This is a genomic window from bacterium (genome assembly GCA_021372615.1).
Classification (GTDB): Bacteria; Armatimonadota; Zipacnadia; order Zipacnadales; family UBA11051; genus JAJFUB01.
In genome coordinates this window covers 26,061-38,281 of the sequence record JAJFUB010000021.1, presented here as the reverse complement: position 1 = coordinate 38,281, position 12,221 = coordinate 26,061, and the positions used below count along the sequence as shown (strand labels likewise).

Sequence of the window (12,221 nt, the reverse complement as noted above, 5' to 3'; positions counted from 1 at the left end):
CCAGACATGCGGCTGGGACAATCCCTTCGCCCGGGAGGCACGGCAATGGCATCACTGCGCACAGACTCACAGGATCTGGCCATCAACGGAGGACCGCGGGCCGTGCCTTCGTTCGAGGGCACAGGGGAGCCGAAGATCGGCGTCGAGGAGTTCATGGAGCTGGCCGATGCGTGGGGGTTTGGCGAGGCAACGAGGACCGCTGTCCGCGCGGCTGTCGAGGCCGAGCCGATCCCGACACCGCACCTGAACCGCTACTACAACCCGCGACCATCCAAGGTCGCCGCGCTGGAGGCCTACGCCCGGGAGCTGTTTGGGGTCTCCCATGCGCTCGCGGTGAATTCAGGCACTTCGGCGCTCAATGCGGCCTATGTGGGCTGCGGCATCGGCCCCGGCGACGAGGTGATTGTCCCGGGGTACACGTTCTTCGCCACCGCGGCAGCAGTGGTGGCGTGCCGCGCCATCCCGGTCATCGCGGACATTGACGAGTCCCTCTGCCTCGACCCGGAGGATGTCGCACGGAAGATCACCCCTCGGACGAAGGCCATCGTCCCTGTGCACATGGGCGGCAACTGCTGCGATATGGACGCCATCCGCGAGGTCGCGAGCCGTCACGGGCTCCTGGTCATCGAGGACAGCGCCCAGGCGTGCGGCGGCAAGTACAAAGGGCGGTTCCTCGGCGCCATCGGTGACGCCGGATGCTTCAGCATCAGCGGCTACAAGATCACCGGCTGCGGTGAGGCGGGGTTGGTGCTGACCGACGACGAGTGGGTATACACCCGGGCGCAGAGCCAGCATGACACCGCAGCCTGCTGGCGGCCGGACCGCTACGCCAGGGAGAAGCGCCCCGGGGAGCTCTTCTGCGGACAGAACTACCGCCTCTCCGAACTGGAGGGGGCGGTGAACCTGGTTCAACTGCGCAAGACCGACGCCCAGGCCCGGCGCTACAACGCGGCCATGCAACGTGTCGCGTCGGGAGTGGAGCCCACCGCGCACGTGACGCTGCGGCCCAGCAATGACATCAACGGTGACGTCGGCTACCGCCTGGCCCTGCTGGCGAGCGCGCCGGACCATGCCGAGAGGCTCGCGGAGGCGCTGCGCGCCGAGGGCGTCCCGGCTGGCGGCCGCGGCACGAACGTCTCCCGGGACTGGCACCTGTACGCCTATTGGGAGCAGATTCTCGAGCAGAAGACTGCCACTGCGGAAGGCTGCCCCTTCACGTGCCCCTACCATCAGGGGGACTTGCCGCCCTACTCGGAAGACATGTGTCCCAGGACGCTCGATCTGATCGGCCGCGCCGTGTTCGTCAGCATTGATCAGTGGTGGACGCCCGGGGATTGCGATAGCGTCGCACGGGCCATCAACAAGGTCTGCCGCGTGCTGGGCTGAGAAGCCGGCGGACGACGCAGCAGCGGCCCGCAGCAGCGACCGGGTCGTGCTACTGAGGTCTGCACAGGTAAGAACACAGGCCGTGGGTGCCGCGTCGTGTGCGGCGGGCCCCACGGCCGGCGGCGGGGCCCGCCGCACACGTCGAGCCGGCAGGGGTCAAGCGGGATGTCAGTGCTGCATCGGCTCTCCTGCGGGCTTGGGGGCCGCCGGATGCTGGATGTACTTGTCCGGGTTCGCCTTGAACTTGTCCACGCAATCCTGGCAGCAGAAGTAGTAGGTTTTGCCCTGGTACTCGTAGGGGATCATGTTCTTCTTGGCCATGGTCGTCCCGAGCACGGGGCAACTAGCCATCTCTTCCTTCCCGCCGGCGGCAGCGGGGGCCTGAGCCGGCGCCTGCGCACCACTGGCCGGGGGCTTCATCTGGTTGTCGGGCATCATCTGCCCACCGGGCATCATGTGCTGTCCCGGCGCCATGGGCATGGTGCCCTGGGGCGCTCCCTGCAGCTCGGTGTCCTTCTTCGGGCAACCGGTCAGCAGCACGGCGCCGACCAGCAGGGCGACTACGGTCACGGCAATCGACAGCTTCGTCTGCATGGTGTCTTCTCTCCTCATGTCGTCGCGGCCCTGCGGCCGCGACGGGGTCATGGGCCGGGCGCCGGCTCCTGGGGCGGGCATCCCATGGCCCGGTGTAGTTCATCCACGGCGTCATTGTACTCGTAGAGCGCCTGCACAGCATCCACGCGGGCCTTGACGAGGGCGGCCAGAGCGTCGAGGGGCTCGAGGTTGATGGCCTTGCCCGCGTCGTAGCGCAGACGCGTGATGCGGTTGTCCTCCTCGGCGGCGGCGCGCGCCTCCAGGGCGGTGCGAGTGTTCTGGTCGGCGGCCTTGAGGTTGGCCAGTGAACCCAACACCTCGCGGGCAACGCTCAGAGCCACTTGGCGCTCACGCTCGGAGAGCTGCTGCTGTTGGGCCCGGGCCATGGCCACCTCGGCGGCGCGCGAGCCACCGTCCACCAAGGGGACGCCGGCCGTGAGGGCGGCGGTGTAGCCGCCGGCGCTCATGCTGCGACCGGCCATCGCGTCGAAGATGACCGCGACGGCCAGTTGCGGATGATAGGCGGCCTGCGCGGCGCTGATACCGGCGTCAGCCGCCGCCAGCCGCGCCCGGAGGGCCGCCAACTCCGGCCGGTTGGCGGCCGCGGCTGCCAGGGCTTCGTCGGCGTCCTGTTCCGTGGGCATGTAGCCTGGCATTGCCTCAGACAGGCGTAGTTGCTGCGGCGGCTGGAGCCCCATCAGGACAGACAGGTCGTAGCAAGAGACCTCCAGGTCCCGCTCGGCGTTGACGAGCATCTGCTCGGCATCGGCCAGGCGGGTCTTGTCGCGCAGGTGGTAGTACAACGGGATCTTCCCCGCCTCCAGCTTGACGCTGTCCACCCGCACCAGTTCCCGGCGCGCGGCCACGTCCTTGCGGCGCACGTCCACGAGCATCCGGTTGAGCAAGCAGCGACGATAGGCCGCGCGGGTGCCATAGTAGACGTCCAGCCGCAGTGTCTCCAGATCGGCCCGGGTGGCGGCCAGCAGGTGTCGGCGCTGACTGATGCGCGCGCTGGTGCGTCCGCCCGTGGCAAGCGGCTTGATCACGCGCACATCGCCCGACACGCGCGGCCCTGGCTCAAGCATCCGCATGTCGTCGGGCATGAGGTCCGGTGGGTTCGTGATCATGTTCGGCTGGGTCCCAGCGGAGGCGTAGCCGTTGACGGAGGCCTGGATGCGATCCGCGGCACGGGCCAGACGCAAGTTGGCCTCGGCCATGCGCACCTCCTGGGCCATGGCCAGGAGCTCGGGATTGCGGGCGAGGGCGTACTCGGCGGCGGCTTGCAGGCTCAGGTCCTGGGGGTCGAGCGTCGGGGCCAGCGTCGTGACGACGTCCTCGGCAGTCACCGGCGCCGCCGCCACCAGGAGCAGGCCCAGGAGCCCGCCTACCAGCGCGGCGGGCAATAGTCTCCGGTAGGGCTTGACCATGTTCACGGCCCTGGTCCTTTCGTCTGGATGTTTGGGGTCAACGACCGGGCCCACAGCTTCTTGGCCGCGCTCTGCTGGTTGTCGGTCAACAGCCGCGCGGTCCGTTCCCAGTAGCTTTGCCGCAGCACGGCCATGCGTCCCGACAGATCGCTAATCACCGCCATCTGCAGCCGGAGGTCATCAACCTTCACGCGCTGGCGGTCGGCCTGCGCTTCCTGGTATTGGCCGTAGCGCGCGACGGCTACGCCCATCTGCTGTTGCAGGGGGCCCAGCTCCTCCTGATAGGCCGTTACCACCGGAGCGAGTGACTTCAGTTGCCCGGCAGACAGACCCAGCGCCTGAGCTTGCTCCTGCACGTAGCTCGGCGCCGGTACCGCGGCGGCCTCCAGATCCGTCCCGCCGATGACCTGATGCTCCACTACGGGCGGCGGCACGTCTGCCAGCCGCCGCGCAGTCTGTTGCTTCTGCCAGATGAACACGCCGACGCTGACGATCAGGGCGATGATGAAGAAGGGCCCGATGACGCGGCGTCTGGGGGGCGCGTAGTTGGCGTTCGGCATGGCTCACTCCCGCCTCTCCATCTCGCCCTCTTCGTCGTCGGTCGCCTCCGTGACCGGCCATTCCCAGTCACGCTTGAGGAAGAACCGGTTCGTCCACTTCACCAAGTCATCCACGTAGGTGTGCATAATCGGGATGTCAAACAGGCTCAGGATGGTGCCCACGATCAGGCCGCCGATGATCACCGTGGCCAGCGGCTGATACGCGTCCAGCCCTGTCCTGGGGAAGAAGGCGACCGGTACCATGACAATGATCGTGACGATCGAGGTCATGAGGATGGGCCGCAGTCGCTGCGGGCAGGCCTCGGTGACAGCCTGGTCGCGCGGCATGCCGCGGTCGCGGTAGCGCATGATCATGTCCACGAGCAGGATCGCCGTCGTGATGTCCATGCCGGTGAGCACGATGATGCTCATGATGGACACCGACGAGAAGGTCTGGTGGGCGAGGTAGAGGGCGAGAAAGACGCCGGACAGCTCCAGGGGGAGCGAGAAGACCATCTGTAGCGGCTGGGCGAAGCCGCGGAACTGCGCCACGAGGATCAGCAGGATGAAGACGATGGCCAAGGCCAGGCCGGCGATCAGCCGCCGGAAGCTGTCCATCATCTGCGTCATGTCCCCGCGCATCTCCACGTTGTACCCCGGCGGCCAGTTCAGCCCCCCCATGGCCTTCATCTGCGCCAGCATGGCCAGGTCCATCGAGGGCATCTCGTGCTTGCGGTAGAAGCCCAGGACGGTCTGGCAGCGGCGCAGCGCATCATGGGTGATCATCGTCGGGGCCGACGCGCGCGTCACTTTGGCCACGGCATCCAGCGGTACCTGACGGCCGTCCGGGGTGGTGATGTACACATGGCTGACGTCGCTGGGGCTGGCCCGCTGGTCTTCCCGGTATCGCACCAGCACCGTGTCCTGACGCAGGTTCGGCAGGCGGTAGAACTCGTTCGTAAGGCCACCGCGGAGGGCGTAGTAGGCCTGTTGGGCGATGTTGTCCACCGACAGACCAAGCTGCTGAGCTCGATCCACGTCTACCTTCACGCGCAACTCGGGCAGGCCCATAGTCCAGTCGGTGGCCACCTGGCGGACGCCGACCTCCTGCGCGATCTTGGCGGTGCCCTTCGCAAGCTGGTCCACCACCTGCAAGTCCGGTCCGGTCACGACCAGCGAGATGGGCGCCTGGGCCGAGGCCATCACGTCCGAGCCCATCTCCTTGACCTGGAAGCGCCGGATGCCAGGGATGGTGGCCTGCGCATCAGCCACCAGGCCGTCCATGACCGCCCAGATGTCGCGTCGGCGCTCCTCCTTGTCGGTGAGGGTGAGCATGAAAGTGGCGGCGTTGACCAGGGGCATGGCGTAGCCGGTGAAGTACGTGCCGGTGGACTCCAGCATCGTCTCCGTGCCGATTTCGGTGGAGGACTTGATGATCTCGGGGTAGTTCCTGAGGATGAGTTGCTCGATGGCGTGCGTAGCCTTCTCGGTCTCCGCAAACGACGTGCCTGGCTGCATCTCCAGCACGCCGTAGGCCTGGCCCACGTCAGCCAGTGGCATCATCTCACTGCCGATGAAGTTGTAGAAGCCGAAGCCGATGATGATGGTGGCCAGGATGCGGGCGAGGTTGGTGAACCGGTGCTTGAGCATCCAGGCGATGGTCCGGGCATAGCCGGCCTCGAGCCGATCCAGGAAGCGCTGGAAGGGCAGGAGTACATGTCGCCAGAACCACAGCCTGTGCTCGTGCACACGCTCGGCCTCGGGGCGCAGCAGCCAGGAGCACATCAGGGTGGTCAGGGTGAACGACTCGACCATCGAGAAGGTGAGGGCCAGGATCAGCGGCCAGACCAATTCGACGAACATGAGCTGCACGATGCCGCCGCACAGCAGCAGCGGCGCCAGGGCCAGGATGATCATGAAGGTGGAGGCAATGACGGCGGTGCGCACCTCGGAGATGCCGTCAATGGTGGCCGTCTTGGAGTCCTTGCCCATCCGCAGGTGCCGCTCGACAGCGTGGATGTCAATGATGTTGTCGTCCACGAGGCGCCCGATGGAGAGCAGCAGGCCGATCAGGGTCCCGCTGTTGAGGGTCATGCCGAGCGGGATGAGCGCCAGGATGGCCATGGCCAGCGAGGCCGGGATGCTCATCATGGTGATGAGCGTGGCGCGCCATTCACCCAGGAACAAGAAGACCACCAGGCCGCACAGGAGCACCGCCCCGCCGAGCTCCTCGAACATGTTGCGGAACAGGATGTCCACAAACTGCGAGTTGTCGTAGGCGATGTCGAAGTAGACGCCCGGGTATTCGCGCTGTAGACCCGCGAGCGCGCGCTTGACCTGCTTGATGACCTTCCAGGAGCTCGCGTCGGGGTTCTGGATGACCGCGATCTCGATGGCCCGGAGCACGCGGCCCTCGGTCCCGGGGTCGTGCTGGACGTAGTGGTAGGCGCTGCGCCGCTCCCAGTGGGTGTCCACGACCTGCGCGTCGTCGCGGATGTAGAGGGTGCGGGGGCTGGCGGCCTGACCGGGCGTCGGGGCGGCGGCGGCGGGCGCTGCCGTAGCGGCCGGGGAGGCGCTGCCACCACCCATGCCGCCCATGCCACCCATGCCGCCGGTACCGGCCGCGCTGGGCTGGCGCACGGCCCGCCCCGAAGGCGCCAGGCCCGCCAGCGGATAGGCCGCCACGTCCGCTGCGCTCTGGGCGAGCGTGTCGAACCGGACGATCGACTCATTGGCTCCCGCTGTGACGGTGCCCCCGGGGCGGCTAACATTGTTACGGTCGACGGCGTTGCGTACGTCGAGGATGGACAGGCCGTACTGCGCCAGCTTGTTGCGGTCTACGATGGCCTGGAGCTGCCGCCGGTAGCCGCCGAAGGCCATGACGGAATAGACGTCCGGCACGGTCTTGAGGCGGTCCACCATCTGGTTGTCACAGAACTGACGGAGCTTCACCATGTCCCAGTCGGGAGCGGTGACCGCCACGCTGACCACGGGGATGTTCAGCGGGTCAATGGCCAGCACCCAGGAGGGCTTGAGGTTGGCGCCGGTAGACGGCAGGCTGCCCTGGATGACGTTCATCAGGGACTGGACATCGAACAGCGCCTTCTGCATGTCAATGCCGTAGGCGAACTCGAGCGAGACCATCGAGAAGCCGTCCTGCGAGGTGGAGCGGAGGTAGCGCAGGTGGCGCAGGTTGAGCAGGTTCTCCTCGATGGGCTTGCTGACGTAGAGCTCCATCTCGGCGGCGGAGAGGCCGGGCATCATGGTCACGACGCCGATCATGGGGCTCTCGACGTAGGGCATGAAGCGGCGGGGCAGGTAGAAGCCGATGGCGATGACCGACAGGATGAGGACCCCGATGTAGAAGGCCAGGACGGCATACGGGTGCTCGATGGAGGCCCGCGTGATGGCGGCAAAGGTCCCGCCGTGGTGGCGCTCGTAGCGTGGCTTGTCGGGGAGGTGGGCGCCCATGGCGGCTACATCCCATGCCCTGCATGCCCCGCGCCGCCCCCGCCGCCATGGTCCATCCCTGGCATCGCGGGCATGCTTCCGCCCGCAGCCGGCTTGGGCAACTCCACTGGTCCGGCCTCCCCCCAGGGCACATCCTGCACCTTCTGGCCCTCGCGCAGGTTCTCCAGGCCGCGGTAGATGATCTCCTGGCCCGCGGCCACTCCGGAGATGATCTGCGTGCGCCGCCCGTCGCTGGGGCCGACCTGGACATCCACGAGATGGGCCAGCTTGCCGCCGCCGGTCTTCTCCGGAACCAGCGGCATCTTGCAGATGGGGCACGCGCCGGGCTTCGTCTCATGGATCTGCGGGTGCATCACACAGGTGTAGGTGGTCTGGCCTGCCGCGCCTCCGGACTGGACCGTCCAGACCGCGCGGCGCAGGGAGTCGGTCAGTTCGCCCGGCGGGATGACCACCGCCGAGTTGGGCACGGTCACGGCGCTATCCGAGGTGGCGGTCTCCAGCTCCATGACGACGGCGCCACCCGGCAGGAACCAGCGATGCGGGTTGGGGACCAGCGCCTCGACCACGGAGGTCCGGCTGGCCGGATCGGCGGAGGGTGAGATCGAGGTGATTGAGGCCACGATGCGCCGGTCTGGGGCGTCCACCGGACGCGCCCAGACGCGGCTGCCCACGCGTACCACCGCCAGATCGGCCTGGCTGACATTGGCCTGCAGGCGCACGCGGTCCACCTGGGCCAGGCGCAGCAGCAGCGTGCCGGGTGTGACGAGCGTGCCAGGGCTGACGACGCGCTGCAGAACGCGGGCGCGGGAGGTAGCGCGGATCTCGGTGTAGCCGCGCACGGTGCGGGCGACGTAGAGGGCGGCGGCGGTCTGGCTCGTCATGGCCCGCATGGCGCGGGCCTGGGCGCCGGCAACACGCACGCCGGCGGCGCTGCCGGCTACCTCGGCGGCGGCGGCCCGGGCATCGGCCCGCGCCATCTCCACTCGCGCCGTAGCTGCCTCGTACTCAGCCTGCGCCGTGTTGACTCCCGCCGCCATCCGGTCGGCGTTCGCGTCCGCGGCGGACACCTGCGCCGCGGCCCGGCCTGCCGTCGCCTGGGCCTCGCGTGTCATCGCTAGGGCGCGGTTGAGCATGGACTTGCGCTCGGCCACCATGGCCTGCTTCTGCTGCACCGCGGCCGCCGCAGACTTGTACTTGGCTTCCTCCATCTGGTATTCATCCACGGAGGCGGCGCCGCCATCGAGGAGGGTCTTCATCCGTTTGATCTCGGCCCGCCAGTAGGCCAGATCGGCCTGGGCAGCGTCCAGTTCAGCACCGGCACTGTCCAGTCCGGTTCGGGCGGCCTCGGTCTCGGCCTGCGCCGCCGCGATCCGGGCAGCCGCCATGCTCTGCTCCTGGGCGGCGGCGGCAGCAGCATGGCGTGCCTCGGCCACAGCCTTCTCAGCCTCGACCTGCTTGGCCTTGGCGGCCGCGGCCATGCGCTTCGCCTCGGTGATGCGCGTCTCGGCGGCTGCCTGCATCTGTTCCCGTTGGCGGCGCATGGCCTCGGCAGCACTGACCCCTTCCTGAGCGGCCCGAGCGTTGAGACGGGCTGCTTCGCGGCCGGCCGCCGCTTCACGCTCCCGGCCCGATAGCTCGTCGTCGTCCAGTCGTGCCACCAACTGCCCCGGTCGCACCTCATCGCCGTCATACACGGGCACCGCAACAACACGCCCGGTGACGCGCGGGTAGATGTCCTCATCATTGAGCGCGACCACCGTGCCGGTGTAGGTGACCTTGGCGGTGAAGGGCCCGCGCGTTGCCTGCTCGGTGGCGACCGGCACGGCGCCGGCGACGGGCTTGATGGAGCTCATGTCCATGGCCGTCGCCTGCCACACAGTGGACTGTCCGGGACGGCGATGGGTTACGACGAGGTAGTCGGTGACGGCATAGACTAGCGCGAGGAGGGCCAGGCCACCCAGCACACCGGCGGCGGGGCGGCGCCAGTGGCTGATCCGCGCCAGCACGAACAGCACCAGCAGGACCAGGAAGAGGATGAAGGCGACGAGCGACACCGGGGGGATACCACGCTTGGCTCCGCCGCCCCCGCCCATGTCCATGCCGGGCATGCTGCTATCCTGGGCGGGCACAGCCGTCGCGTGATCGCCACCGCCAGCGGCCGGCGTTGTCGCCGTGCCGTCATCCATCTGCATGCCCGGCATGCTCTGGTGCTGGGCCCGACCGGGCGCCGGTAACAGGACAGCACACAGCAGCAGCGTCAGGCCGATGACGAGCAGAGAATGCGGTTGCCGTGTCATGGTTGCCCCTGTGTTCATGCCGCAGACAGTTGGCCGTTCCGGACACCAGGGTCGAACACAGACGCGCCGCGGGCCGCAGTACAGGTGCAGCGCGCCAGGGATGACCCCCAGCGGAGTGCCTCCTACGCCGGCGTGACTACGCCCTACTATACAATTGGCCGGTGTTGCCACCTCGACCTGCGCCATTCAGCTCCCCTTCTTCACCAGCTTCATGTGACACTTTGGGCACTCGCCGGGCTTGGGCGAAGTGACTTCGGGATGCATCGGGCAGGTGTAGACCGCACCTGGGGTGCCGGAGGCGCCAACGTCGGCAGCCCTAGTGCCAGCATTATGACACCCGCTCAGCGGCAGGACGCCCGCCAGAGCGGCGAGCACGACGAGCGTGACGATGGCAAGAGTGAACAGAGTCCTTCGGTCCATGGGAGTCTCCATCTGGGGCAGCTCGGGACCAAGCCCGAGCGGCCGAGGTATTGTGGCTACATGCAGTGCCGCCCGGGAAGTGGCCGCGACCGGCACCGAGAGACATGCAGTCTGTCACACGAACGACAGGTCAGGAATCATAGTGGGAGGGTGAAGCTACGACAGAGGAGGTGCTCTATTGCCCGCACAGTGGATGTGGCCCGGGAGCGGCGCCACGACTTCTTGGGCTGAGGGGCCATGCGGCGCGGTGTTGACGGGAGCCACCGCGACCCGCGCGTCGGCGGTAGCCGGCAGCGCAAGCAAGGCCGAAGTGACTGGCGGGGTCACGATCGCCACACCTGCATCCGGAGCCACCGGACCAGGACCGCAGGCGCAGTGGTCGCCACAGTAGCAGGCCCCCGACCCGCAACACGACGAGCTCGCCGCGACCTGCGCAACCCCGGGCGCGGCCGCACCACAAACGGGCACGGCCGGCAGGGCGACCGTGACGGTCAGGAGCGCCAGGATGGCAAAGCAGGCGGTCGGTCTCATATGGCTGCGAGTGCCCCGGGAAGCGAGGCCCATCAGTTGACGTAACGCCCGGTGTCGCTCGGCAGTTCCCACGTCAAGAGACCGGGCCGGCGAGGGCAGGCAAGCCTTCAGAGCGGTCCTGACGACGGCTGGGACGGCGCACGCTTGGGGCTTGGAACTCGCGACACTCATCCGGCAGCTCCCCAGAGCAGGGCAGTACGGGGCCGCTGCTCAGATGTCCGTTCACCGGCGGGCGAGCGAGGTGTGCCCGCAGACGGGGCATGGTGTCAGCGGGCGGCGACGGCCCGGTTGCGGACAGCCCGCGGGGCCCCCATCACAGTATGTGCCCCACAGGGTTGGCCGCAGAAGAGGTCAGAGCATCTGCAGCGAACGCCCGGAGTAGTCGCGGACGGGTTGCTTCAGACTTGCCTTCGGCGTCGACACTCACCTGACCGCTAGCATGGGCCATGTCTCGGGTCTTGACGGCCACACGCACTCGCGTTCCCAACCTCCGGCCACTCTCCGCGTCGGGCAATGGTGCCGCTGGACAGGCCGCGTCCCTTCATGTCGAGCGTCCACGAACGCGCTGCGGCGACGGTCACGTCCTCGATGCGTACGGGCTTTGGCTGAGTTGGACAGCAAGCGGTAGAACAGACACAGGTCGCAACGATAGGCAGAACCTGCCCGGGGCTGGCGCCCTTTTCCGCTTCCAGGTGCAGCACGAACTCCTCGATGGCTGTGGTCATAAGCATTGACTTGAGCTCACACCTTCCTGGGTGTGCCAGCCGTGCTTTGACAGCACCATCGCCCCATTCGGGGTGGTTTGGGGATCACAGGGGGACAATAGCGGGAAACGAGGTCCAATAGGTCAGCTTACAGACACACATAAGTGGAGAACCGGCTGCTACTTACGCGTCTTGAGGTTGGAGAGTGGGTCTATAAGCCGAATTCTGTGGACGGAGGGTTCAGGCCCTCCGAACGGCGATCATTTCTCTGGGGCGGCTGTTGCCAGCCGTCTCTAGCGCCCTACCCGGAAGGCGTCGGCGGGCCACCGACTGCTCGCCTGGGCGCCTGGGCCGCGGGCGGCCTGAGGCGCGGTGGCGGGCGCGCTTCCCTATGTGGGCTTGCTCCGGACGGGGTTTGGCCAGCCGACATGTCTCCATGCCGCTGGTGGGCTCTTACCCCACCATTTCACCCTTGCCGGGCCGCGCACCAGGCCCGCCAGGGCCTCTTGAGCCCCAGCCGACCCTCAGGCCGCAGTTGCCGTCATCGGCAGTCACAGGCCCTCCACGGGCCCTGAGAGCCATTTCCGTGACTGCAGATGACGGCCCCCGGCGGTATGTTTCTGTGCCACTTTCCGTAGGGTCGCCCCTCCCGGCTGTTAGCCGGCGTCCTGCCCTGAGGCTGCTCGCGCAGCCTCTTTGGAGTTCGGACTTTCCTCGGGCAACTGCCTGGCAGTTGCACGCGATCGCCCGACCCACTCTCCAGAGTCAGTATACCACGGAAGTGGCAGAAGGGGGGGGATTCCTGCAGAACCCCGCGCAGGAAAAGTTAACCGATAGTGCGATTTGGGGGGG

Annotated in this window: 7 protein-coding genes and 1 other RNA gene; 1 reads left to right on the top strand and 7 read right to left on the bottom strand. The window is 67.7% G+C overall.

All coding sequences use genetic code 11. The annotated features are described in order from the left end of the window. Nucleotides 1–45: 45 nt before the first annotated feature. Nucleotides 46–1,386: an aminotransferase class V-fold PLP-dependent enzyme gene (locus LLH23_03175; protein MCE5237474.1), complete on the top strand. Its 1,341-nt coding sequence runs from the start codon at nt 46–48 to the stop codon at nt 1,384–1,386. Between the two features lie 168 nt (nt 1,387–1,554). Here LLH23_03175 and LLH23_03170 read toward each other — a convergent pair whose 3' ends face one another. The 7 genes from LLH23_03170 to rnpB all read right to left on the bottom strand — a co-directional run bounded on the left by LLH23_03170 (nt 1,555) and on the right by rnpB (nt 12,128). Beyond that, the gene (locus LLH23_03170; GenBank protein MCE5237473.1) at nt 1,555–1,980 is read right to left on the bottom strand and encodes a YHS domain-containing protein; all 426 of its coding nucleotides are present in this window, start codon (nt 1,978–1,980) and stop codon (nt 1,555–1,557) included. Nucleotides 1,981–2,027: 47 nt separating this feature from the next. Next, nucleotides 2,028–3,407, bottom strand: a complete 1,380-nt coding sequence (locus tag LLH23_03165) for a TolC family protein (protein ID MCE5237472.1) — start codon at nt 3,405–3,407, stop codon at nt 2,028–2,030. 2 nt (nt 3,408–3,409) lie between these two features. After that, nucleotides 3,410–3,967, bottom strand: coding sequence for a hypothetical protein (locus tag LLH23_03160; GenBank protein MCE5237471.1), 558 nt, complete (start codon nt 3,965–3,967; stop codon nt 3,410–3,412). Between the two features lie 3 nt (nt 3,968–3,970). Further along, complete coding sequence (locus LLH23_03155; GenBank protein ID MCE5237470.1) at nt 3,971–7,417, bottom strand: efflux RND transporter permease subunit; 3,447 nt, start codon at nt 7,415–7,417, stop codon at nt 3,971–3,973. Between the two features lie 5 nt (nt 7,418–7,422). Then, complete coding sequence (locus LLH23_03150) at nt 7,423–9,714, bottom strand: efflux RND transporter periplasmic adaptor subunit (protein ID MCE5237469.1); 2,292 nt, start codon at nt 9,712–9,714, stop codon at nt 7,423–7,425. Nucleotides 9,715–9,900: 186 nt separating this feature from the next. Further along, a complete protein-coding gene (locus LLH23_03145; GenBank protein ID MCE5237468.1) occupies nt 9,901–10,134 on the bottom strand; it encodes a hypothetical protein in 234 nt (77 codons plus the stop codon). A 1,433-nt stretch (nt 10,135–11,567) separates the two neighbouring features. Next, nucleotides 11,568–12,128, bottom strand: an RNA gene (gene rnpB / locus LLH23_03140) — RNase P RNA component class A. Nucleotides 12,129–12,221 lie beyond the last annotated feature (93 nt).

Bases quoted from the DNA above. Each gene is read 5' to 3' on its own strand.
- LLH23_03145 (MCE5237468.1), bottom strand. From the start codon at position 10,134: ATGGACCGAAGGACTCTGTTCACTCTTGCCATCGTCACGCTCGTCGTG.
- LLH23_03175 (MCE5237474.1), top strand. From the start codon at position 46: ATGGCATCACTGCGCACAGACTCACAGGATCTGGCCATCAACGGAGGA.
- LLH23_03150 (MCE5237469.1), bottom strand. From the start codon at position 9,714: ATGACACGGCAACCGCATTCTCTGCTCGTCATCGGCCTGACGCTGCTG.
- LLH23_03170 (MCE5237473.1), bottom strand. From the start codon at position 1,980: ATGCAGACGAAGCTGTCGATTGCCGTGACCGTAGTCGCCCTGCTGGTC.
- LLH23_03155 (MCE5237470.1), bottom strand. From the start codon at position 7,417: ATGGGCGCCCACCTCCCCGACAAGCCACGCTACGAGCGCCACCACGGC.
- LLH23_03165 (MCE5237472.1), bottom strand. From the start codon at position 3,407: ATGGTCAAGCCCTACCGGAGACTATTGCCCGCCGCGCTGGTAGGCGGG.
- LLH23_03160 (MCE5237471.1), bottom strand. From the start codon at position 3,967: ATGCCGAACGCCAACTACGCGCCCCCCAGACGCCGCGTCATCGGGCCC.